Origin of the sequence: Edaphovirga cremea (genome assembly GCF_003332275.1) — a bacterium.
Lineage (GTDB): Bacteria > Pseudomonadota > Gammaproteobacteria > Enterobacterales > Enterobacteriaceae > Edaphovirga > Edaphovirga cremea.
This window is the reverse complement of the sequence record NZ_QOVA01000002.1, coordinates 402,429-424,496: the sequence shown is the minus strand read 5'-3', so window position 1 is coordinate 424,496 and position 22,068 is coordinate 402,429. Positions and strand designations below refer to the sequence as shown.

Annotated in this window: 24 protein-coding genes; 3 read left to right on the top strand and 21 right to left on the bottom strand. The window is 42.3% G+C overall.

Going from position 1 to position 22,068, the window contains the following annotated elements; all coding sequences use genetic code 11:
• Positions 1-20: 20 nt before the first annotated feature.
• Positions 21-1,454 carry an SLC13 family permease gene (locus tag DRI82_RS04840; protein ID WP_114192353.1) on the bottom strand — a complete coding sequence of 478 codons (1,434 nt, stop codon included), beginning with the start codon at positions 1,452-1,454 and terminating at the stop codon, positions 21-23.
• Between the two features lie 791 nt (positions 1,455-2,245).
• Between DRI82_RS04840 and DRI82_RS04835 the strand changes: the two genes are divergently transcribed.
• A complete protein-coding gene (locus DRI82_RS04835; protein ID WP_114192352.1) occupies positions 2,246-2,875 on the top strand; it encodes a GNAT family N-acetyltransferase in 630 nt (209 codons plus the stop codon).
• 87 nt (positions 2,876-2,962) lie between these two features.
• Here DRI82_RS04835 and DRI82_RS04830 read toward each other — a convergent pair whose 3' ends face one another.
• Together DRI82_RS04830 and yefM are read right to left on the bottom strand one after the other, a co-directional pair.
• Positions 2,963-3,217 (bottom strand): Txe/YoeB family addiction module toxin, encoded by a 255-nt coding sequence (locus DRI82_RS04830; RefSeq protein WP_114192351.1) that lies wholly within the window; start codon positions 3,215-3,217, stop codon positions 2,963-2,965.
• On the bottom strand, positions 3,214-3,465 hold the full coding sequence (yefM, locus tag DRI82_RS04825) for a YoeB-YefM toxin-antitoxin system antitoxin YefM (protein ID WP_114192350.1): 252 nt from the start codon (positions 3,463-3,465) through the stop codon (positions 3,214-3,216). The genes DRI82_RS04830 and yefM overlap by 4 nt, the downstream gene beginning before the upstream one ends.
• Before the next feature lie 447 nt (positions 3,466-3,912).
• Here yefM and fumA point away from each other — a divergent pair, with 447 nt between their 5' ends.
• Both fumA and DRI82_RS04815 read left to right on the top strand, forming a co-directional pair.
• Positions 3,913-5,556, top strand: a complete 1,644-nt coding sequence (gene fumA, locus DRI82_RS04820) for a class I fumarate hydratase FumA (protein ID WP_114192349.1) — start codon at positions 3,913-3,915, stop codon at positions 5,554-5,556.
• A 668-nt stretch (positions 5,557-6,224) separates the two neighbouring features.
• Entirely contained in the window at positions 6,225-6,875 is a 651-nt protein-coding gene (locus DRI82_RS04815) for an acyl-homoserine-lactone synthase (RefSeq protein WP_114192348.1), read from the top strand.
• A 17-nt stretch (positions 6,876-6,892) separates the two neighbouring features.
• On the opposite strand, the gene DRI82_RS04810 is transcribed toward DRI82_RS04815, so the two are convergent.
• The 18 genes from DRI82_RS04810 to DRI82_RS04725 form a co-directional block, all read right to left on the bottom strand.
• The gene (locus DRI82_RS04810) at positions 6,893-7,636 is read right to left on the bottom strand and encodes a helix-turn-helix transcriptional regulator (RefSeq protein ID WP_114192347.1); all 744 of its coding nucleotides are present in this window, start codon (positions 7,634-7,636) and stop codon (positions 6,893-6,895) included.
• A 603-nt stretch (positions 7,637-8,239) separates the two neighbouring features.
• Positions 8,240-8,668 carry a glutaredoxin-dependent arsenate reductase gene (arsC, locus tag DRI82_RS04805; protein WP_114192346.1) on the bottom strand — a complete coding sequence of 143 codons (429 nt, stop codon included), beginning with the start codon at positions 8,666-8,668 and terminating at the stop codon, positions 8,240-8,242.
• A 73-nt stretch (positions 8,669-8,741) separates the two neighbouring features.
• On the bottom strand, positions 8,742-10,031 hold the full coding sequence (locus tag DRI82_RS04800) for an arsenic transporter (RefSeq protein ID WP_114192345.1): 1,290 nt from the start codon (positions 10,029-10,031) through the stop codon (positions 8,742-8,744).
• A gap of 147 nt (positions 10,032-10,178) precedes the next feature.
• A complete protein-coding gene (locus DRI82_RS04795) occupies positions 10,179-10,532 on the bottom strand; it encodes a metalloregulator ArsR/SmtB family transcription factor (protein ID WP_114192344.1) in 354 nt (117 codons plus the stop codon).
• Positions 10,533-10,720: 188 nt separating this feature from the next.
• On the bottom strand, positions 10,721-11,347 hold the full coding sequence (locus tag DRI82_RS04790) for a lytic transglycosylase domain-containing protein (RefSeq protein ID WP_114192343.1): 627 nt from the start codon (positions 11,345-11,347) through the stop codon (positions 10,721-10,723).
• A 29-nt stretch (positions 11,348-11,376) separates the two neighbouring features.
• Positions 11,377-12,954 (bottom strand): hypothetical protein, encoded by a 1,578-nt coding sequence (locus DRI82_RS04785; RefSeq protein WP_114192342.1) that lies wholly within the window; start codon positions 12,952-12,954, stop codon positions 11,377-11,379.
• Positions 12,955-13,031: 77 nt separating this feature from the next.
• Positions 13,032-13,670, bottom strand: coding sequence for a hypothetical protein (locus DRI82_RS04780; RefSeq protein ID WP_114192341.1), 639 nt, complete (start codon positions 13,668-13,670; stop codon positions 13,032-13,034).
• 34 nt (positions 13,671-13,704) lie between these two features.
• Positions 13,705-15,426 (bottom strand): VWA domain-containing protein, encoded by a 1,722-nt coding sequence (locus DRI82_RS04775; protein ID WP_114192340.1) that lies wholly within the window; start codon positions 15,424-15,426, stop codon positions 13,705-13,707.
• A gap of 1 nt (position 15,427) precedes the next feature.
• A complete protein-coding gene (gene tadF / locus DRI82_RS04770) occupies positions 15,428-16,033 on the bottom strand; it encodes a tight adherence pilus pseudopilin TadF (RefSeq protein WP_114192339.1) in 606 nt (201 codons plus the stop codon).
• Positions 16,034-16,043: 10 nt separating this feature from the next.
• The gene (locus tag DRI82_RS04765) at positions 16,044-16,532 is read right to left on the bottom strand and encodes a TadE/TadG family type IV pilus assembly protein (protein WP_114192338.1); all 489 of its coding nucleotides are present in this window, start codon (positions 16,530-16,532) and stop codon (positions 16,044-16,046) included.
• A gap of 36 nt (positions 16,533-16,568) precedes the next feature.
• Positions 16,569-16,973 carry a prepilin peptidase gene (locus DRI82_RS24700; protein ID WP_425452622.1) on the bottom strand — a complete coding sequence of 135 codons (405 nt, stop codon included), beginning with the start codon at positions 16,971-16,973 and terminating at the stop codon, positions 16,569-16,571.
• Between the two features lie 106 nt (positions 16,974-17,079).
• On the bottom strand, positions 17,080-17,565 hold the full coding sequence (locus DRI82_RS04755) for a hypothetical protein (protein ID WP_114192336.1): 486 nt from the start codon (positions 17,563-17,565) through the stop codon (positions 17,080-17,082).
• Entirely contained in the window at positions 17,558-18,121 is a 564-nt protein-coding gene (locus DRI82_RS04750) for a roadblock/LC7 domain-containing protein (RefSeq protein ID WP_114192335.1), read from the bottom strand. Before DRI82_RS04750 ends, DRI82_RS04755 begins: the two co-directional genes overlap by 8 nt.
• A gap of 78 nt (positions 18,122-18,199) precedes the next feature.
• Positions 18,200-18,682: a roadblock/LC7 domain-containing protein gene (locus tag DRI82_RS04745; RefSeq protein ID WP_114192334.1), complete on the bottom strand. Its 483-nt coding sequence runs from the start codon at positions 18,680-18,682 to the stop codon at positions 18,200-18,202.
• Positions 18,645-19,226, bottom strand: coding sequence for a GTP-binding protein (locus tag DRI82_RS04740; RefSeq protein ID WP_114192333.1), 582 nt, complete (start codon positions 19,224-19,226; stop codon positions 18,645-18,647). The genes DRI82_RS04745 and DRI82_RS04740 overlap by 38 nt, the downstream gene beginning before the upstream one ends.
• Positions 19,227-19,315: 89 nt before the next feature.
• Positions 19,316-19,678 carry a hypothetical protein gene (locus DRI82_RS04735; protein ID WP_114192332.1) on the bottom strand — a complete coding sequence of 121 codons (363 nt, stop codon included), beginning with the start codon at positions 19,676-19,678 and terminating at the stop codon, positions 19,316-19,318.
• Positions 19,679-19,853: 175 nt separating this feature from the next.
• Positions 19,854-21,230 (bottom strand): tetratricopeptide repeat protein, encoded by a 1,377-nt coding sequence (locus DRI82_RS04730; protein ID WP_114192331.1) that lies wholly within the window; start codon positions 21,228-21,230, stop codon positions 19,854-19,856.
• On the bottom strand, positions 21,221-22,063 hold the full coding sequence (locus DRI82_RS04725) for a type II secretion system F family protein (RefSeq protein WP_114192330.1): 843 nt from the start codon (positions 22,061-22,063) through the stop codon (positions 21,221-21,223). The genes DRI82_RS04730 and DRI82_RS04725 overlap by 10 nt, the downstream gene beginning before the upstream one ends.
• Between the last annotated feature and the right edge of the window lie 5 nt (positions 22,064-22,068).

Here is a 22,068-nt window from a genome sequence, read left to right as displayed (position 1 = left end):
GTGTTCGGTACCGGCGGATATTATTGCGTTATCAAGCCAGTCCATTGCCAAAATGGAATACTCAATAAAGTACCAACAATACTTACAATCATATAAACGACGGATAGCTTCATCATTTGCCCATGAGTGACATAGGGTTCGCCATCTTCACTGGCTGCCGCTGACGCATATTGCGCGGCAAGGAATGTAATACTGTGGTATTTGACGTTCCAGACACCGCATGCAGCCAGGGTCACAAAACCGATGACCCAGGGGCTGATACCGGCGGGGCCACAGAAAGGGATAAAAATCAGGGTGAAAACAGTCACCAGAGCCGTTTGGGAAACGATGATAAAGCGAATGAGATAGACAACAACGGCCAGCACCGTCAGGAAAAAGTAGACGTTCTCCGACATCAGCGGAACAATGGTTGGCCCAAGCGCATTACCCAACCATTTATCGACTTTCAGGTAAGGAAGTACGGTGGAGAGGTTGAGTACGCCACCCAGCATGAACAGCGCATCCCAGACGATATGTGATTTGAATGATTTGCGGTCAAGTACATTAGTGGCAACCAGAATACAGAGTGCGACCGTCGCCACGATGCCTGAGTTTATTCCATGCATGCGTTCTGTTACCCAGAGCACAATACAAATGAGCAACAGGGAAATAACAATTTTCTCATCCCTACTCATGGGCGGTAATTTTTCATTCAGTACATTTTCGGAGGTGGCTTGAGAATGGGCGGTATGTGCTTCTGGTTTATACAGAATAACAATCGCAATATAGTGGAGCACTAATACAGCCGTGGCCCAAATGGCGGTATTTAAAAACCAGGTTCCCCAATTGATATAAGCGGTTGTTGATTCAGGCATCAAGGCAAATATGGCATAACAGATAAATGAACTGCTTAAAAATACAGGTTGCATTCCCGCAGCAGAAATAAACATGGCGCCGAACAAACCACCTGCACCTCGGCTATTTTTCTCATACCCCATGATTTCGCCAATCGCTTTGGGGAAGGGTGCCATTAACGTCGACTTCGTGGTCGTACTTGGAATCAGGGGGGAAATCACCAGACCGGTTAGCAGCAGCCCCAGAGCTTGTCCTTTGAATGTTAAAGGGAATTTCCGCATCAACGTTTTGGCAATTCGAGTCAGCAGCCCGCTTTTACCAATCGCCGCCGCAAGCCCAAATGCCCCCAGGGTTAACCAGAAAGTGGGCGTATTATAGGCGGAGAAAGCGATACTGAATGGCACGGCGCCAAATGCTGCCCAGCAAACCGACATAAGGATTGCTGCGATAAAATCCGGGGTGATTTCGAAAATCCAAAAAATCACGGTTGCCAGGAAGATCCCAAGCCCGAGCATGGACTGTGGAGTAAGCCCTTCGGGTGGATCCATTTGCGAAATGAAAATTGCGATTATGACGGCCAGAATACCTGCACATATCCTTAACGCTGTAGATTTAAACATAATCTCATCTCTTTCTTAACAAAAGAAACACATGGCAAGTTTCTGGTACAAACGTGCCTTTTTTAAGATCGCTCTGCCGGGAAGGTAATTAACAATTACGTAAAGTAATTCCGTAGTATTTTTTACTATCTGGCAGGCTTTTATCTACGAACTGACGCTAATCTGGTAATGAGAATGAAATCCTGGCTGATATATCTCTGCTGGCACATTCCCTGATGCACTCTTAATTTACACATTCAGGTTAACGAGAGAGTTGCATTGAAAACAGCCTATCAATGGGTACTTTTCCCAATAAACTCTTTAACCTTATAGACATGGCTTTAAAATTTATAGAAATAATTCGGAGCTTTTGAAAAAAGCGGACAATGAAAACAAAACAACTTATGAGTACATTAAACCTTGAGCGATAATTTTTGATTTTTATCAAAGACTCAGACTATTATTATTACAATATCTAAGGTATAATTTTTTTGCGTTATTATTTCTGTTTTTATCGTCGAGGTTTTTGTGTTGGATATTGTGTCTAATCAATAAGTTTTTCTGTTTATTCAGCAGAAACCAAATGTGTTACTTAATGCATGAGCGATGCTATTGATTTATACGAAATATCGATGCATGAACGTATCTCACACCGCTCTTTCCGCGCTTTCGCGCATAAAAAAGTGGTTTCAAATGAGTTTCGCTCTCTCTATTTTTCTTGTGTCGAATTCATTATATAAAATTGTGAGTCTGCCTTTGTATGCGCAAATTTTGCCATTAGGGAAACGAATACCAGGTGTGAGGTAATAAGAATGTTCTTGGATGGAATCGAGTTAAAAACGACCGACGATCAGGATATTGATGACATTATAACGGTCGAAAAAAATGCGTTTGGCTATAATAAAGAAGCCAATTTGGTTCAAGAGCTGCTGGAGGACGCGAGTGCCGAGCCGATGCTCTCTCTTCTTGCATATCATCAAGGCAGAGCCGTTGGTCACATCCTTTTTACTGCCGTGCGCATTGAGGGGCAACCAACATCTCCGCTGATGCACATCCTCGCACCGCTGGCTGTCACGCCTGATTATCAGCGTCAGGGTGTAGGTGGCCTGCTCATCAACGCCGGGATCCAAAAGCTACGGGAGATGGGATCAAAAGCCGTTTTTGTTTTGGGGCATAAAGAGTATTACCCGAAATATGGCTTTCAGCCTGACGCAGGTCAGTTGGGCTTTGCTGCCCCTTTCCCGATTACCGATAAATATCGTGAATGCTGGATGATGCAGGCCATCTCTCCAGAAGGTCTGTCATCTGGTGGGGGTAAAATCCAGTGCGCGGAAATGCTCAATAAACCGCAACATTGGAGAGATGAAGTGGCTGATAAAGTGACAACGGAGAATAAATATCTGCAACAGATCTATGAAACGGGGATGCGGGTTAGTCTCTGACAGCCAGTGAATCTGCGAAAGCGTTTCACGGGTCAAACGATAATACGGCGGGTAAAATCTGATTACTGATTCAATGGCAACATTGAATCAGTAATGGTAACGACATGCCGCAATCAACACATTATCACCGGAGATCTCATAAACCAGCCGGTGCTCCTCTGTAATCCTACGGGACCAGAATCCTGCCAGATTATGTTTAAGAGGCTCCGGTTTACCCTTTCCCTCAAAGGGGGTTCTTTGAATATCCTTAACAAGTTCGTTAATTCTCTTAAGAATCTTCTTGTCTGTTTGTTGCCAATAAAGATAATCATCCCAAGAATGACTTGAAAAAGTAATCTTCAATCTTCAAGTTCCTTTTGAATTCCTTTTCCTGTCCTCAATTCCTCAATGGAGTCCATCAAGCGCTTGGCATTGGCCGGTGAACGCAACAGGTAAGCCGTTTCTTCCAGAGACTCAAATTCGTCGAGTGACATCAGGACGCAAGAGGTCCCATTCTGACGGGTAATTAAAATTGGCGCTCGATCTTCAACGGTCTGCACCATAGTTGCAGACAAATTTTGACGGGCCTCGCTATAACTAATTGTTCTCATTACATGTCCCCTTTTCATGCTGATTCTTCAGGCACTATTATAGAGGGGAAAAACCATACTGACAATAACTTGTACAATGTAGTTCTGAACATGCTTTTGCACTAAAGCATCAGCGAGCGCCCGCCGGGGATACGCAATGAATTGGATCATCAAAGTTAGCAGAAAAATGGCTAGCGGAGTTTTTAGCAAATAGAGTGGAACAAGACGACCATTAGATAGTTTCCCACCATGATTCGTTCGGCGCTATTAATAAGTAAAGAAAATGGGATCAATACGCTAGAACGAGGTCTGGCGCGTCGCTTAGCCATCACAATCTGTAGTAGGATCATGATCAAAGTCATAGTAAAAAATATATCGGCTTGGTTTTGCTAACGATCGCTTTGGGTTTACGAACGATTGTTTTGCCAACGATTGGTTTCGCTAACTGATGTTGCATGTGAGAAAATTATGTCAAATAAACCGTTCCACTATCAGGACCCCTTCCCGCTAGGTGAAGACGATACTGAATACCATCTTCTTAGTAGTGATCATGTTTCTGTCGCGCAGTTTGAAGGGCAAGATATTCTGAAAGTTGAGCCAGAAGCCCTCACCCTCCTGGCCCAACATGCGTTCCACGATGCCTCTTTCCTCCTGCGCCCTGCCCACCAAAAGCAAGTTGCCGCCATTCTGGATGACCCGCAAGCCAGCGAAAATGACAGATACGTTGCCCTGCAATTCCTGCGTAATTCTGAAATCTCGGCCAAGGGCATTTTGCCAACCTGTCAGGATACCGGCACGGCACTTATCGTGGGCAAAAAAGGCCAACGCGTCTGGACCAACAGCGACGATGCTGAAGCCTTATCGCGCGGAGTCTACAACACCTTTATCGAAGATAACCTGCGCTACTCGCAAAACGCCGCGCTGGATATGTACCAGGAAGTGAACACCGGCACTAACCTGCCTGCGCAGATCGACCTGTACAGCACTGAAGGCGAAGATTATAAATTCCTCTTCGTCACCAAAGGCGGCGGTTCAGCCAATAAAACCTATCTGTACCAGGAAACCAAAGCGCTGCTGACACCGGGAAAACTGAAAGAATTCCTGGTCGCGAAAATGCAGACCTTGGGTACAGCCGCCTGCCCGCCATACCACATTGCGTTTGTCATCGGCGGTACTTCTGCTGAAAGCACGCTGAAAACGGTAAAACTGGCGTCAACCAAGTATTACGATGGTTTGCCCACCGAAGGTAATGAACATGGGCAGGCTTTCCGTGATGTCGTGCTGGAGCAGGAACTCTTGGAAGCGGCACAACAATTGGGTTTGGGTGCGCAGTTCGGCGGTAAATATTTTGCTCACGACGTGCGGGTCGTTCGCTTGCCGCGTCATGGGGCATCATGCCCGGTCGGGATGGGGGTTTCCTGCTCTGCTGACCGAAATATCAAAGGCAAGATTAATCGTAAAGGTGTCTGGCTGGAAACGCTGGAGCAAAATCCGGGTAAATATATCCCTGAACATTTGCGCCAGAGCAACGAAGGTCAGGTTGTTAGGATTGATCTCAACCGTCCGATGGCAGACATTTTAAAAGAGCTGTCGCAATACCCGGTTTCTACCCGCCTGTCTCTGAGCGGCACCATTATTGTGGGACGTGACATTGCCCATGCCAAACTGAAAGAGCGCCTGGATAACGGTGAGGGCCTGCCACAATATATTAAAGATCATCCGATCTATTATGCGGGTCCAGCTAAAACGCCAGAAGGATATGCGTCTGGTTCTTTAGGGCCGACAACTGCAGGTCGTATGGATTCTTACGTGGATCTGCTGCAATCCCAAGGTGGCAGTATGATCATGCTGGCAAAAGGCAATCGCAGCCAACAGGTAACAGATGCCTGCCACAAACATGGCGGGTTTTATCTGGGCAGTATTGGCGGACCGGCAGCCGTTCTGGCACAAAACAGCATCAAGAGTCTGGAATGTGTGGAATACCCTGAACTGGGTATGGAAGCAATCTGGAAGATTGAAGTTGAGGATTTCCCGGCCTTTATTCTGGTAGACGATAAAGGTAATGATTTCTTCCAGCAGATTCAGGCTTCTAGATGTAACCGCTGCGGTTAATCGCAGGTTTCAATGGCCCCGACCAGGTCGGGGCTTTTTTTATCTATTGTTTTTTCAGGGATGATGCCCCTTCCTACCTATCTTTATTATCCCTTGCAGTACCTACTTTCCATTGCGATGATTTTCATCTCTGACAAAAAAATAGATTTTCATGATATTCAATGCAAATAATAATCACCGAATTAATATTCAGAGTGTAAATCTAAAAATATCATTTTATTTAATGCAAAACATTAAATATCCGCATCGTATGTTGCGATAAACCACATTCGCAAGACATTGTGCTTAACGCTTCCACGATACCAGAAGAAATTTTACGGCTCTTACTCAATCTTATGGACAGATACTGACCACTGTAAGCATGAAGCATAAAATTCTCTCTATTATTTTTAAACAGCCACATTGAAATGTTAAGAATAATTGACCAAAATAAATCACAAGAATGGCGTAAAAACCTACACTAAACAGGTAGGGCCAATTCACAAAACACACATAAGTCACATACTCTTGTGCAATACAATTCGGTTATAATCAATGATCTGTCGACTTTCGTGCTTTCCGGCCTCGTGAAGAACCCAGCCGTGTCCGAACGCGACATATGTCTTTTGTGATGGTAAAATTCATTAAAAATTTGCACAGTATTGCATTATTAAATATAAGGAAATTAAATGTTAAAAATTATCGATGTCAGTTATGAAGAGCTGACTGATATGCGCTCTGTAGACCTCTACAAATTGAGGAAAAAGACCTTTAAGGATCGCCTGAATTGGGCAGTGAATTGCAGTAATGACATGGAGTTTGATGAATATGATAACCCTGACATGCGTTATCTCCTTGGAATTTACGATGACCAGTTAATCTGCAGCGTCCGATTTATCGATCTCCGCCTGCCTAATATGATCACCCATACCTTCAATGCCCTTTTCGATGATGTCGTGTTGCCACAGGAAGGGTATATCGAATCGAGCCGTTTCTTTGTTGATAAGACCCGCGCAAAATTGCTTTTGGGTAACCATTTCCCGATCAGCCAGGTGTTCTTTCTGTCGATTATCAATTACGCCCGGCATTATGCGCATACCGGCATTTATACTATCGTCAGTCGAGCGATGTTAACCATACTTAAGCGCTCGGGCTGGCAGATTGAGGTGATAAAAGAAGCCTATGCCTCGGAAAAAGAACGTATTTATCTGCTACGTCTCCCGACTGATAAAGACAATCATGCGCGACTGGCTTTGCAGGTTAATGAACTTCTGGAGTGTTCAGAGTCAGCCTTGAGCAGATGGCCGATGTCGTTACCCGTTATGCGAGAACCGGCTTAGAGCCTATCTCAATGGGACTATTGGGGTAGGCTCTTAATCAGTTCGAGTTCAACGCCTAGCCTGATAGCCTGTTTGGCGTTAATTACTCCCAATTTCTTCACCACATTTCCCATGTGATATTTCACCGTGCGGGGCGTAATGCCTACGATTAATGCGACCTCATGATAAGTCTTGCCCATGCTAGCCCAGTGAAGCACCTCATTTTCGCGCGGGGAAAAAATATCCTTGGCAGGTGTTTCTACCCGCTTGCGATCCGGTTGGTGATTCTTTTTTTGACTCAACGTAAGCATCTTTTCATGGGTTTCGATCAGCAACATCTGTAGCCGTTCCCTATCATCGATGACCCTTCCTTCCAACCCTTTCTGAGCCTCATCGTCAAGAATAAGTGACAACATCGCCAGATTGTTCATATTATCGTGAAGCACAAAAGTGAACCCATTAACGATATTATATTTCTTGGAAAGAGCAAAAATTTTAGAAGATTTCAGATCAGAGAGAACGGTAATATTCTCATCCCATGAAAAGGGAGAAAATCGTCTGAACGCGGTAAGAACCACCGGATCAATGTGCTGGTAATTATTGGTTATGTAGAAATCAGCCCATTCGTTCGGGTAGCTGGTAACGATAAAAATATCGACGGGATTCTTTTTATTGATCACCATATACGTGTATCTGGGGCTGTTGTAGGCAATGAGTTTTCGGTCGATATAATCACGCAGTGTATCTATTGTATTTCTGTCACTTTTGAAGCCTGAAAACATTCTCCTTCTCCCAAAGCTTACGCTGCTTCCCATTTTGATGAGGTGTCAACTTTTTGTCTTTAAGTACTTTTTATCTTTAAGTACTTTTTGTCTCTAAGTGCTTTTTGTCTTTAAGTACAGTATCCGATTGCACCTTAGTACAACTACCGCATCATGTCTGCATCCGTAATAATACGCCAGCAATAAGTTGAAAAAAAAACCTGACCTCGTGAGTCAGGCGGCAACATTAGCCAACACCAGGGAAAAACTACAGATAATAATAAAAAATGTTACCGAAGTGCATTTGTTTTCGCAAGTGTTACTTCAGTAACATTTAATATAGTTTTATTTTCTGTCTAAATATTGATCACGCAATGACCTTGATCAACAGCACTACAAATAAATCAAAACTTATCATTGCGCATCTGTAAAATGGAAACGTAAATAAAAATATTTTCTCCGAATGCCCCCTCTTTTTAATAATTAATAGGTAGCTCAAATAAATATTAACTATAATAATTGCACCTTGAATAATTCTACTCAGAGTCAGAATATTTGTGCGCAGCCGAGATACATGTGGACGATAAGTAAAACGGCAGCTTCCATGCTCACTACCCAACAATCTTATTTCTCTACGCGCTTACCTTGTTTATCTACTACTTTCTCTCCATCTTCCTTGGTAAAAGCGCCCTGCTGAGGATTGGGCAGGATATCCAGCACGGTTTCGGAAGGGCGGCAAAGCTTCGTTCCCAAAGAGGTGACAACAATGGGACGGTTTATCAGAATCGGATACTGCAGCATAAAAAGGATCAGGTTTTCGTCACTCCACTTATCTTCAGCCAATTCCAATTGCTCATAAGGTTCCACATTTTTACGCAGAAGTGACCGAACAGAGATCCCCATATCAGCGATCAGCTTTTCCAGCGTTTTCCTCTCTGGCGGTGTTTCGAGATAAAAGATCACTGTAGGTTCGATACCGCTATTGCGTATCAGTTCCAACGTGTTGCGTGACGTGCCACATGCAGGGTTGTGATAGATAGTGACATTGCTCATCTTTGATTCTCTCATTCAGTACCAGTAGGTATCGCCTACTGGATATATGTTTTAACCTCAGGCGAACAAATCGCTACTGAGGCAGGGAAAGTCGTAGCGCCAACGCCACCAACGTGACAAAAAGCACCGGTATCGTCATGACAATGCCCACGCGGAAATAATATCCCCAAGTGATAGTCATGTTCTTTTGGGCCAGGACGTGCAGCCACAACAAGGTTGCCAGACTCCCTATCGGGGTAATTTTTGGTCCCAGATCGCTGCCAATTACATTGGCATAGATCATCGCCTCTTTGATCAACCCAGTTGCAGTGCTGCCATCAATGGATAACGCCCCCACCAGAACAGTAGGCATGTTATTCATAATAGAAGACAGGAATGCCGTTAGGAAACCCGTGCCTAATGTGGCCGCCCATAGCCCTTGCTCACCCAGCCGATTCAAAATACCGGAGAGGTAATCAGTCAACCCCGCATTGCGCAGACCGTACACCACCAGATACATCCCCAGGGAGAAGATAACGATTTGCCAGGGGGCACCTCGCAGTACTTTCCCTGTATTTATCATCTGACCATTTTTCGCGACGGCAAACAGAATTAGCGCGCCAACTGCTGCTACCAGACTGACAGGAACGCCGAATGGCTCGAGTCCAAAGAAACCGACCAACAGCAGAAGTAGTATCGCCCACCCTGTTTTGAACGTGTTTACATCGCGGATCGCAGCAGAGGGTTCTTTCAACAGAGAGAGGTCATAGACTGCTGGAATATCCTTGCGGAAAAACAGATGTAGCATTCCAAGCGTAGCGGCAATAGCCGCCAGATTAACGGGTACCATCACGGCGGCATATTCACTGAAGCCGAGTTTAAAAAAATCGGCAGAGACGATGTTCACCAGATTCGACACAATCAACGGCAAGCTGGCAGTGTCAGCAATAAAACCAGCCGCCATGACAAAAGCAAGCGTCGAACCCCGGCTAAAGCCTAGCGCCAGCAGCATGGCAATCACGATCGGAGTGAGAATCAATGCAGCACCATCATTGGCAAATAGCGCGGCGACAGCGGCACCGAGCAGAATGATGCAGGTAAACAGAAGTCGTCCACGGCCATTACCCCAACGCGCTACATGCAGGGCAGCCCATTCGAAGAAACCCGATTCATCCAACAGCAAGCTGATAATAATGACTGCGACAAAAGTCGCTGTCGCATTCCAAACGATTTGCCAAACAACAGGAATATCAGTGATATGCACCACGCCAGTGAGCAGAGCCAATACTGCGCCGAGCATCGCACTCCAACCGATACCCAACCCCCTGGGTTGCCAGATAACCAGTAGAATAGTCAGGATAAAAATTGCTGCAGCTAACAGCATAATGCCTCCATAAAGGACAAATGATCCCTGCAGTGAATCAGATTGTATTTATTACCACCAATCCAAGGGCTAAACCGGACAGCTTGGAGTATCTCGCCCACCTCATATACGTTAATACGCATATGAAAGGGCAAATTTTTGGCCGAATTAAATGCAGATGGCTTTGCCCGCCGTGGTACTTCTGCCGCGAATACCGCCTTGCCTCAGCAAGGCGATTTCATCTCGTTGACTGAGATATGCTTGCTCAATAATGGTCGCTGCCCAGGCAGGGACATGAGGAGATAACCGGTAATGCACCCACTTTCCTGCGCGTCTGTCCAGCAGAAGCCCTGCCTCTCTTAGCATTGCCAAATGCCGTGAAATCTTGGGCTGCGATTGGCTCAACATATCGCATAGCTCGCAAACACAAAGCTCATCGACCCCTTTGAGCAACAAGACAATATTCAGGCGCGTTTCGTCAGAAAGATTTTTGAACAGCTGCAACGGCGTGAGTGCAATCATGACGGCTCCAAAAGATGAACATTGCACTATCTTAAAATTCTGGGAAATAAAGTCAACAAAACATATGGATTTTCGAATATGTTTGCATAAAAAAAGGCATGAGCCAAAATGCCATGCCAGCGAAAATTTTAACCACGTCACTTGCGTACACGACCCCATTCAAATGACCAACTCGAGTTTTTCCAGCGTCACTCCCCTCTAAGTTCTTTCACCCCACCCATACGCTTTTGTGGACTGGAAATACGTGCCTCACCATTCTTCGCCGTCACCGTTAAAGAAGTATTTTTTCTGGTAGGGGAGTTTCCGGAGGTGGATATCACCTCAATAGGAATACCCGTTGGCGCGGAGGTGGTGGGTGCCACGGCGAGAATACGGTCAACGTAACTGCTCTGGTTGGCTCCCTCTGGTTTAAATCCCCGGGTGAAATTCCCGCTGTAGTAGCAGGAATAAGCAGCCAGAACAGCCTCGTCCCGGCTTAATTTGCTCTCGGCTCTTCGCAAACACTCATTGAAAATTTTGGACGCCGTTTGCATATTCAAACAAGGGTCGAAGACCAACTCATAGTCCAGACCGTAAGGACTCAGGTTATGACGATTAATCTGGCCCAACCCCATTGAAAAGTTCCAACCCGCATTGTGTAAGGACATAGCCGTAGCGACCGCTTCGCTTTTATTGATCGGCTGACGAACTAAACGGCCATTAACAACACCAATTGCATAAGGGTTAAATGAGGACTCCACTTTAATAATCCGTTCAAGAATATGTGGAGCAATATCTGGCGCACACTGGGCGATCATTGCTGTATAATCAACCATTAAATCCTATTCCTTAAACCAGAAATACACTAAATAACTTGATAGACAGTAAATACATCATCTTTATATACTTCCTTCAGATGAGCGTTTAAAGTCAACTGTGTATTAATAGGCAGAGATTTATTTCTAATAATAAGATGTGTCAGTTGATATTCATCAATGAAGCTGGAAATATTTTTACTCAGGTTAACAAATTCCGAATATTCATTAAAATAATCCTTTGTCTTATTAAAAGGTAAAGTGTAAAGATCGGCCCTTGAATCAATAAAAACCTTGAATCCTTTAAAAAGCAAATAGCTGCCGTCATCATACATCGCGAATACACGCAACTGATCTTTATTATTTACATGCTTAGTCAAATACTCAACGGCTTCTACTGGATAAACATGGTCAAAGGAAGGATTTTTCAGATTGTTGCTGATGCCATTATAAGAGACCAAAGCCATAAACAGAAGAGTGACAATAGTCCCTTTCAATGTGAATATGTTGCTGTTGTAAAACTCAATCCGCTGCGGATTATTAGCCATAAAAAAACGCGTCAGCAAGTCACACAACAGGAAACCCGAAATGAGGAAAAGAAGCATAGTCTGTCTAACACTCATTAAAGCCATAAGTGTTAAACCCAAAAACATCAGAAGCTGGCTTACTGAAATTTTTAGTCTGGTAAAAATCAATAGCGTCAAAATAGACGATATGAAGAATAAAAACCGTGGAAAAGCAAAAGGGACAAGGGGAAGATGTTCACTAATAAAGTTAACCGTCTGACTTTGATAAGTATCGTATAGATAGGTATAAGGCAGCATACCTGTCGGTGAAATGAACCCCGTTAGAATGCAAACCATGAAAACAAAAAACAATACTTTAATGTTTTCATTTTTACATGCTGTGAGTTTTTTTATTTTTACACTGTCTTTATCATCATCGGTGGAAGAACAAAAATAACTTAATACATGCTCTGCAAAATAGGGCATGAAAAGGATAAAGAAAACCACCCATGTGGCACAGTGGACATTGACAATGGCAATGGATATAGCCATTAATGAAGACGTCAGGAATAAATTATTGATCTTCTTCCTACGTGAAAATTCAAGTATCAATGCCTCCAACACAAATAAAATATAGGTGATCAATTGTGCCCTGGCCGTAAGACCTTGGTCGATCATAAAAATGATGACACATACGACGAAGAAAGAAACAAAACGGTGGCCATAAAGCTTCAAGAAGCCGAAGTAAAGACAAGAGACGAGAATTAAAGAAAAAATAATCGTTGAAAGATAAACACTGAAAAAACCACCGATACTAAAGATGAGATAAATGACAATGTCATAGAACCAATGTGGGGAGGTGTAATTGATACCCTCATGAAAGGTAAACGCATCTTTGGTAGTTAAACCATGGTTAATGATGTGCTCACCAACTTTGATAGTGTAAAAAGTATCATTTTGCAGAAGCAAAGGACAACGAAAGAGTATCACAACAAGAAATATGAAAAGTATCAGAAAGTTTTCTTTAGTTAAAAAAATTATCCTATTCATTTTTGCCTTTGAAGAATAATACCAATAATGATTTATCTGATCGCCTAAAATATCCACTTCCTTTATATCCATCTGTTTCTCTACAAATTTACAAGGTAAAAAAACAGAATTATACTCCTTGCAACCCGGAAAGAAATAAGTTCAAGAGGCTAGCTTTTGTTATATTTAGCTAACGTACTTCGGTTGGAGATGGGTTCTTTAGGCGTATTGTAGGAGTTGCAGGTGCTCCATAACTTATATAACGCATTACGGTTAAAGATCGAAAAACGATTCTTTAGTCTATTTGAAACATAACAGAATTTTTTATTCTCGCCGTTAGGTTCACCTTTCATTATATTATTATTTATTGTTTTGGCCCAATCTTTCATAATCGTAACTTCATTATGGCTAAATTTTACATGATTAAATGCATCAGTATTAAAGCTTTCTGTCCAATTTAAAGATAATTCCTGCAGGGAATGAAATGAAATATCAGCAGAAACAATTATCGTGTTGGGAGAAATAATCAGGTGACGTTGTAATTTCCTCAACCCTATGATATCGGAAAATAAAACCCGAAACACATTGATATTATTGTTTTGTCTTCGCAGGATATTACTAATTCTGAGCGAAGTTGGTGCGGTGTGGTTCCCAATAATAGTTGCAGAACGATATTGCTCCAGTTCACTGCAAAATTTTATTGCATAGCCATCATAAACCTTTTCGAAACCATGAGTTACTTCATTTCTTTTTAAAAATAAATTCAATCCCAAGCGCCGAAAATGATTATTATCGGCGATAATAGCCATTCTTCTCTCTTCCCTGAAACTCATAAAACTTCACCTATTCTTCGTTTTTATTAATATAACTAACAGATCCTTTCTGAGCGATACGCAAAAGCGTTTCCAACAGCGTTTTATAATCTTTTGCGAGAAGTGAATTCGCTTTCCCTGTGCAGTTATCAGCCCAATAATTTATATATTTTGCGTTATCAACAACAGATATAAAATAAATGTCAGACTCTTCGGTCTTCGTTCCTTCTGGATATTTAAGCAGACCCGCTTTTATTTTATCGCAAACCCGATTTGTCTTATGAAGTCCGTCGGTTAATTTCACTGGTCCCGCGTTATCTTCGCCATCGGAAATAACCATAATTATTTTTCTGGGATTGGTACCTTTTGCGATAAGAGGCACCGCACGCAATAATCCACTATTGCTATCCGTATTGCCAGCCGGTGTCATTGAAGAAAATTCATCCAGCACGCCAAGGTCTGATGTTAAATCTATTAAGTAATGTTTCGGCTTGGCTAAAGTACCAAGATTAGTCGTACTAAGCGTTGGTGACATTGAACCGCAAGCATAGCTACTGGTTGAAATAGGACGAACGCTAGAGAGAGGGTGTACCTTAAATGTCGTCACTGCGGCATCAGAAAAAAGAAATCCTTCATTCAATGTACCTGCATAATCGATATTTGCGGAGTTCACTATAGAGTCCACAATCCCCTTAAAAAATTTATAAGCAACAGTGCGCCTATTTGTAAACTCTGTGGTATGGTCAAATAAACGAGACCTTTGATCATAATCACAACTATATAGCGCTCTACCCGTAGTGGATGAACTGTCTTCGTTCTTTTCACACCAACCCTTGGTAACCAAATTTTGCATACTCAGGCTAGTCGCTTTGGTTACATAGTTATTATAATAAGTATAAAGCTGCACATCATGATTATACTGTTGCGCATTAACGCTAGCCGCAGACATTCCTGAATAATTTTTGTTATACCAAAAATTCAAATCGACATCTTTGTATTCATCTAATAATTTACCTGCGAAGGTACATCCCATATATTTTCCGCCGGCTTCATTCTTCTCATCCATCTGTACCGCAACGCCCCATGAAAAAGGCACAATACCAATTTTTGTGGCTTCATTTTCTTTAAGCACTTCATTTGAAAACTCATTTACAACTTTTTTCAATAATTGAATTCGAGTCAAGCCTGCTTCAGAAGAAGCGGAAGTCATGGATGTTGAAAAATCCACGACGAATACATAATCAGTAGAGTTGGAAGCGTCATAAGTCATCGTTCTTCTGACAACTCCCGCATTGGAGTCAGCAGTAATATCAACATCCCTGCTGAAGCCAGCATATCCATTTTCTTTCGCTGAGGGCGCAACAATGGGATGGACGACCACTTTACCGGCCACGCTATAATCTATATAAGATACGATGTTTTTGTTATACTTAACATCGGCATTAATCGTTAGATCTTTATTATCAATTGTTGCCTTTGGCAAATAAAACGTTAAGTATTTATTTAAGACAACTTTGTTTTCTAGCAAATGCTCTTCGCTACTGTTTCTGTTATCCTGGATTGCAACAGCGTAAATCCCCTGATTCAAACCATCAGCCAGGCGTGCCCGACCCGATAATATCACTGCACTATCAAATGCCATCGAATAAAAAACAATTACACTAGGAAATAAAAGTGCAAACATAACACCAATTGCACCCTTCTCTTTTCTAATGTATCCATATAAGAGTTTGGAAAAAATCGTATTTGGCATTTTATTTATCCAACCTTGGGATCGAAGCATTGTTTATCGACAGATCGGCCATCGTTATGTCGGCCAGACTTAACAGGCGTTTAAATAGACTCTGACCGCCAGGGACACATAACGTAATGAGATAAACTGGCGTCCATTTTCCGGTATCCGCATTCAGAACTGATAATCCAGTGATTGCAGAACTATTCACCGTGGGTAATTGGGCTTGACAATTAACAATGCCAGACGAAAATTTTTGCGTGCTATCGATTTGTTTACCCGTAGTCTTATCCCCGCTGAAATAAACTGCGCTAACCGTGAGCTGAAAATTATTTTCATGTTTTCCGCCTTGCAGCATTACATTGCCCAAAGAAAATAAATCCGCTACCTCTTGGTTAGTTATTTTTTCCCGCTTTTCGTATAGCGCATCACGCTCACGAATTATGCTTGATAAGGCACCATTGACTCTCTCAAGTCGACTTTTTGCCAGAAACACCGTACTAAAATCAACTAACACCAGGCAAAGCATCATGAACAAGAAAAAATAGAGGCAACCCTCAACTGCAACTGCTCCACTTTCGGAATTAATTTCCTTTTTAATCGCAACGAAAAATTTACGTCTCAACATGTCTCTCCCTTTATGGCCGGTTAAATTCCTGCACGAATACAATCCGGCGACTCATTGCATACTCTGAATCATTCTTAGGCAATATAAAGAATAACGGTCGGTATTTTATAAGTACTTTATACATAGCAAGAGGATTACCCGTAGCACTAGTTTCACTACAGCCCGTCATATTGTTCGTCATTGCCGAGATACTGCCACAGTAAGTAATAGATAATTCGACAGCCTCATTGCGTGAAAACAACGGCCATGCCGCAAGGCGCTTGTTGATTTCTGTCGTAAAGTAATCTCCATGTTTCTCTGGTATACTCGTTATCGATGCAATATAGCCAGATTCAGCGAGGACAAGATCCAGACAAGAAGAAAGATAGACAACACGACATATTTCCATGATAAAAAGTACTGTAACAATAAAAGGTACAAAAACTATTGCAAATTCTACAGAGACATTCCCTTTCTCATTGGTGATTATTGCACGTATTTTTTTTACCATATTCATCATATAACTTTCTTTCCTTTCTACTGTGCGAGGATTGACCTATAAAACGTAACTGACTCCCCAATGAATACCGTATCCCAAGCTAATCGCGACACCATAGGGGATCGTGACCCCCGTCTTGGTTGAACGAAGTAATCTATAGAAACAGAGCGTTATCAGACTTAATGGAATGCCGATAAGTGCTGTAAAAAAAAGAAAATCGCCTGTCTCTCCTACTGATAAAGATAAGCAAAGAGCGACCACGAGTTTAGTATCAGCGGCCCCAACTATACCCAGGGTTGAAATGAAAAAACCAATAATGAGGATCCCTAGGGGTAATATTATTGAAAGGGATCCCTGTATCACAAATCCAAGAAGTAATGACAAAATTGCAATTAAAGCGATTGTTTTATTGGTAATACGTCGATAGCGAATGTCGGTATAGCAAACATAGACCAATGCCATACCTAGCAATATTAATAGGGAAATTTTCATCGTATGGCATATATCTCCTAAATAATTCTAACCGCAGTCAAAGTATCTGCGGTTGGAGTATGATGGGTATACTCCGTTATTTCCTTCCGCGACGGTGCTGTTGTCTCTTTTTCTTGAGCGGGTATAAATTGGTAGTTTTTTGATCGAGTTCTACTTCCAGATGATTCTGGCTTATCTCAAGCAAATTATTGGCCTCCTCCATTGCCGTTTTAACCACCTCCACGGCTCTTGGATAGAGGTAGTGGAAATAGTCTCGTAACTTACTGTTTATCAGTTCATCACGGTCATAAAGTACCGGGGCCAATGATATAGCATCACTTTGTATATCTGCGCATATCATTGATATAGCGTGCTTTAACGCGATAGCTGCGCTTTTTTCATTCAATGTAGCATCACACATTAATTTATTATGGAACGCTGAAATAATTTTCTGATAGTGATCCAATCTTCGACAAATCAATTCATCGCGGTCACCCAGAACGGGGGTAACTGAAATAAATCCGCATACCATATCTGCATGACATAACTCAACGGACAGTTGAAGATTCAAGTCTTTATTCATTATCATCTTCCTGTAACGAATTATGCTCATCGATATTGTTACAGATATCCTCAACGTCATTAGTGAGTTGACGTAACAACCAAAAAAGTTGCCCTAATGCATGACTTGCAGAAGTAATTACCGTGATGCAAAGTATAAAATGTCGGGTTGCGGCATGAGAAATTAATATAGTTCCTTTACTGCCTTCCAATGTCAGCATTTTTTGTTCACCCGCTCTCATTTCTGCAAGTATTTCTCGTGAGAGCGAGAGCATTGAACTGGTTATTGCAGCTAGCCTGTGGATCCGCGCTTCATCATTTTCTTTGACGACAGAGGCTATATCGAAGCCATCTGTACTTGCTACCAATACATTCTCTAATTCTGGATATTCATCAGTGAATTTTTCTAAAACCTGTTGTACACGCGTTCCCAAGTAACCAGGTAGTTTTACTTCTGGTACTGCTGCGATTTCTTCCGTTATTTTACTGGTTTCAGTTGGTTCAATTGTTACTGTTGACGCAAATGTTGCGGTTGCGACTTCGACTTCTTCTATAGGAAATGGCAGCGTAATAGACATTATATAATCCCTTATGGCTTTATTCGTTTACGGATGTTAATAGTGTGGTATTGTTTGGTTTAGCATATTGAAAATTTATTATTTGTTGTCAGAAGTTTCCCCCTCATCAATTACATCTAGAATCAATGACGACAATTGTCGAATATGCCAATTTAATTTGGCCATATTACTATCATTGAAAAACGCTGCGGTTAATACGAGCCTCACTTTGTGGTGAGGAATCATATATATGATGATATTCCTGCTTTCACTTTCCAGGAACATTACCCGCTGCTGTCCTCCCTCTATTTCATCCAGGATCCCCGCCAGCACAGATAAGGTAGACTTTATCCAGATTGACAAGCGTTCCAGGTGTACGTGGTTATTATCCTTGCAGTGAGAAGCAATCGGATATCCATCCAATGTTGTTAATACTACGCCAGTCAGCCCTTCATGCTCATCAGAAAATAGTGTGAGAATTTTTTTTATTTCTTCTTTCTGCTCTGATGATAACTCTGAAATATTCAGCACGGATTGTGCCGAATCAAGTAAGTACATTAACTTTTTCTTCAGCGTCGCCATATAAATCTTCTTTATGCAAGTGTAGTGACAGAGTCGTTAGCATGAGCATCACACTGCTATAATCTCGTGTATCAATAATGACTATCGGAATGTCTATCTCTAACTCCTTTAAAACCTGCTGATATTCTCTTTTGCCAGGGTAAGGATTTATATCGGTTTTGGATATACCCAATATTCCCGCGCATTCTTGCCCTCGCAATCTGTCCTTGAAGATCTGCAAGTAATGTCTGATCTCTTCCAGTGGATTTTGTAGGCTGTTGTCTGCCAGTAAGACAATACCCGTCGTTCCCTGAACCACGGTTTTCCACATGAAAGAGAAACGCGCCTGTCCTGGTGTGCCATACAAGCGCATCTTTCGCCTTTGCATATCCGGGAGAGAAACCTCCCCATAATCCAATCCAACTGTGGTGGTCTCTTTCTTTAAATTTTTACAATCAGTATTCATTACGTCAGTGATAACGGGAGTAATTTCACTGACGGTTGATATGGCAGTAGTCTTTCCTGAGCCACTGCTTCCTACGAACATAACCTTATAATCTTTCATTATGGAATGTTCCTAAATAATATACTGAGAAAAAATATGCAAAGACAAAAAATTGAGAATGAAAGGAAATCCTTCCATTCTCTTTTCATTTAAATATGAGTAATGGTTTTCTCAACGTCTGCCACTTTTCTTCTTGCCAGTGCCAGGTTGGCATTACGCCCATCCAAGACCAGATATATAAATACACCGGGCACAGCAGATAAAGGACGAAGGATGTGATATTGCTTTCCTAGCGTAATGAAAATATCGATAATTTCATCTTTCATGCCTAGCATTTTCATTGTTTTCTGCTTGGCACGCACCACATCGGCATTACCCGCGGCTGCTATCTCGATATCAATACCCGATCCTAAAGAAGCGAAAATCATACCGTTATTACTATCAACGATAGCTGCACACATTGCCCCATCCAGGCTGAGAATGTCGCCCAATGCAGGATTCAAATCGTTCATTATACTCTCCATGATAAAATGTTATTTACAGAATAAATTTTGTTGATCATTACCATTAGTGTACTGCTTGATAAATAATTATTACCTGTTCTTTCCAGAAACTATTTCTCCACTAAATAGAAGTTCGCTGTAAACAGAATTTGCAATAAATTCGGGGGTAACAGGCACGCATCGACTAGCCATGATATATATCGAATACCAATCTCTCTTGAGATGCTTTATCTTTTGATAAACGGAATATTTTTGAACGCATGACTGGCTTGGTCAGTTCAAAATCAATTAAAACCGTATCAACATCTTTTTGCATGAAATTGATATTTCTAATATGACCTTCGGATTTATTTATTCTCTCACCTGACTTTAGCAATACATGGTTGAGTTTTACGTTATATAACTCAAATGCCCGTTTATTGCTTATTCCACTTTCCACTTCTCTGAAATTGATTGCCTTATCTGATTCCAGTGTCATGCGAAAGTATTGTTTATGCTGCCCTGTTCTGACGGCCTTAACCTCTTTCAAATTCCCGGTCATGGAAAGGGATGCTTTTTCTTGTCCTGAGGGACGCGCGTTATCTACATTCGTTGCGATATCAGTTGTTGCAATATCAGCGGCGGCAAACGTTACAGGTAAAACCGGAGGCGGAATTTCCCTGGTTTGCTTAGGCAGAACCGGCGGTGTTTCTACCTTTTTTTCCGGTAGTATCGTGCTGGTTATCAAGACAGGGGCGGGTAAAGGTGCTGATACTGCCTTGGGTGTTAAGGTTTGGGGCTGAACGAGATTCGGCTTTGTTGATTCTGTGGGTTTTCCGCGTAACTGCGTCTGCGAGCGTGGGCTCACTTTAGCCAATGATTCCAGTACGCCCTCAGGAGAGTCAGTCAGCCTCTGCTGACGCAGAATGCCATCGGCCTGCTTGAAATCCTGCAATTTAACCAGCACATATACCAGGTTGTGCAACAACCTTTGGCTGCTATGACCTCGTTCATAGAGCGGTATCAGGTAGTCCCTTGCCCGGGGATAATCCTCTTGCATAATCGCCAGCATCGCCATGTTGTTGAGAACCACATCATCTGCAACAAAGAGAAGTCTGGCCTGCTCAAAGGCCTGTTGGGCACCGGCATAATCCCCCTTTTCCGCCAGGATAGTTCCTTTTATATTCCAGGCATCGCCGTTTTTGGCGTTTTGGGTCAGTACCTTATCTACCCATATCAGCGCATTATCTGTTTTCCCTAACTCTGCCGACGTTTTACTTTCCAACAAATTAACGGCTTCAGATGAACGTCCACTTTCCAACAAGGGCTGCAAATAGTGGTGGGCAGATTCATAATCACCCTGCAGATAATGGTATTCGGCCAGTTTTAAACGTGTATCAGGATCATCTTTCCGGTTCAATTTCTCACGGTAGAGTTTTATTAAACCTGGGTAATTATTTACTTTTGAAAGTATGTACTCTTGTTGCTTCTCATCCAGTTCAGCACCATCCTGGAAACTGCGCTGACACCCAGAAATAGAAAGAACAAGAACGATCGCTAAGCATTTGGTTATTATTTCCATAATTCCATCATTCCCAAGAAACCCGGTCCAGCAACAAGTACCAATAAGGGAAAAACAATAAATACGATCATAGGTACTGTCATTTTGGCTGATAAACTCGCCACTTTCTCTTCGGTACTCAATAGCTGCATCTGGCGCATCTCCTGGGAGAGCTCTATCAATACCTGATAGACAGATGAGCCGTACTTGATACTTTGCTGTAAGGTTGAGCAAAACATTCTGATTTCTTCACAGGGGACATCTTCATATAGCTGATCGAGTGCTGCACCAATACCGCTGACATCCGTACGAAGCATGGTTCTGTCAAGCAGTGACGCTATATCTGGGTTGATGTCGATAATATTATCACCAATATAGCGCAACGCTTTTTCTATGGTCATTCCCGACTGCACGGAAACAGCCACCATGTCTATTACGAAAGGCAGGTCTGTTGATATTCTTTTCATTTTTTTGTTTATCGTCGAGTTTTTAATTTTACTCGGAAGCAAAATCACAACGATAATTATGCCGATGAATGCCAGTAACATCATTGACGTTGACATTTCATAGACGGTTACATTCAACAAAAAAAGGATAGCCACCAACGTTGATACAATTACGGCTTTTGCGATGACATTTTTATCCAGCATCGACGAAATGAAAACCAACCGACTGGTTCTGGTGAGAATTTTTTCTACCGGGGTCGTGTCATCGGAAGCCTGGGACCTTGAAAAACCGTCATTACTGTTCATCTCCAGTAAACGGCGGACTTTGCGCCGTCGAGCGGTACGGAGAAATGTCGATATTATTCCTCCGGCTCCGATCATAAATATGATCAACAACAAATAAGCCATATGAC

Excerpts from the sequence above, each read along its gene's own strand:
- DRI82_RS04840 (WP_114192353.1), bottom strand. The coding sequence starts at position 1,454 with ATGTTTAAATCTACAGCGTTAAGGATATGTGCAGGTATTCTGGCCGTC.
- DRI82_RS04835 (WP_114192352.1), top strand. The coding sequence starts at position 2,246 with ATGTTCTTGGATGGAATCGAGTTAAAAACGACCGACGATCAGGATATT.
- yefM (WP_114192350.1), bottom strand. The coding sequence starts at position 3,465 with ATGAGAACAATTAGTTATAGCGAGGCCCGTCAAAATTTGTCTGCAACT.
- fumA (WP_114192349.1), top strand. The coding sequence starts at position 3,913 with ATGTCAAATAAACCGTTCCACTATCAGGACCCCTTCCCGCTAGGTGAA.
- DRI82_RS04815 (WP_114192348.1), top strand. The coding sequence starts at position 6,225 with ATGTTAAAAATTATCGATGTCAGTTATGAAGAGCTGACTGATATGCGC.
- DRI82_RS04810 (WP_114192347.1), bottom strand. The coding sequence starts at position 7,636 with ATGTTTTCAGGCTTCAAAAGTGACAGAAATACAATAGATACACTGCGT.
- arsC (WP_114192346.1), bottom strand. The coding sequence starts at position 8,668 with ATGAGCAATGTCACTATCTATCACAACCCTGCATGTGGCACGTCACGC.
- DRI82_RS04800 (WP_114192345.1), bottom strand. The coding sequence starts at position 10,031 with ATGCTGTTAGCTGCAGCAATTTTTATCCTGACTATTCTACTGGTTATC.
- DRI82_RS04795 (WP_114192344.1), bottom strand. The coding sequence starts at position 10,532 with ATGATTGCACTCACGCCGTTGCAGCTGTTCAAAAATCTTTCTGACGAA.
- DRI82_RS04790 (WP_114192343.1), bottom strand. The coding sequence starts at position 11,347 with ATGGTTGATTATACAGCAATGATCGCCCAGTGTGCGCCAGATATTGCT.
- DRI82_RS04785 (WP_114192342.1), bottom strand. The coding sequence starts at position 12,954 with ATGGATATAAAGGAAGTGGATATTTTAGGCGATCAGATAAATCATTAT.
- DRI82_RS04780 (WP_114192341.1), bottom strand. The coding sequence starts at position 13,670 with ATGGCTATTATCGCCGATAATAATCATTTTCGGCGCTTGGGATTGAAT.
- DRI82_RS04775 (WP_114192340.1), bottom strand. The coding sequence starts at position 15,426 with ATGCCAAATACGATTTTTTCCAAACTCTTATATGGATACATTAGAAAA.
- tadF (WP_114192339.1), bottom strand. The coding sequence starts at position 16,033 with ATGTTGAGACGTAAATTTTTCGTTGCGATTAAAAAGGAAATTAATTCC.
- DRI82_RS04765 (WP_114192338.1), bottom strand. The coding sequence starts at position 16,532 with ATGATGAATATGGTAAAAAAAATACGTGCAATAATCACCAATGAGAAA.
- DRI82_RS24700 (WP_425452622.1), bottom strand. The coding sequence starts at position 16,973 with ATGGCATTGGTCTATGTTTGCTATACCGACATTCGCTATCGACGTATT.
- DRI82_RS04755 (WP_114192336.1), bottom strand. The coding sequence starts at position 17,565 with ATGAATAAAGACTTGAATCTTCAACTGTCCGTTGAGTTATGTCATGCA.
- DRI82_RS04750 (WP_114192335.1), bottom strand. The coding sequence starts at position 18,121 with ATGTCTATTACGCTGCCATTTCCTATAGAAGAAGTCGAAGTCGCAACC.
- DRI82_RS04745 (WP_114192334.1), bottom strand. The coding sequence starts at position 18,682 with ATGGCGACGCTGAAGAAAAAGTTAATGTACTTACTTGATTCGGCACAA.
- DRI82_RS04740 (WP_114192333.1), bottom strand. The coding sequence starts at position 19,226 with ATGAAAGATTATAAGGTTATGTTCGTAGGAAGCAGTGGCTCAGGAAAG.
- DRI82_RS04735 (WP_114192332.1), bottom strand. The coding sequence starts at position 19,678 with ATGAACGATTTGAATCCTGCATTGGGCGACATTCTCAGCCTGGATGGG.
- DRI82_RS04730 (WP_114192331.1), bottom strand. The coding sequence starts at position 21,230 with ATGGAAATAATAACCAAATGCTTAGCGATCGTTCTTGTTCTTTCTATT.
- DRI82_RS04725 (WP_114192330.1), bottom strand. The coding sequence starts at position 22,063 with ATGGCTTATTTGTTGTTGATCATATTTATGATCGGAGCCGGAGGAATA.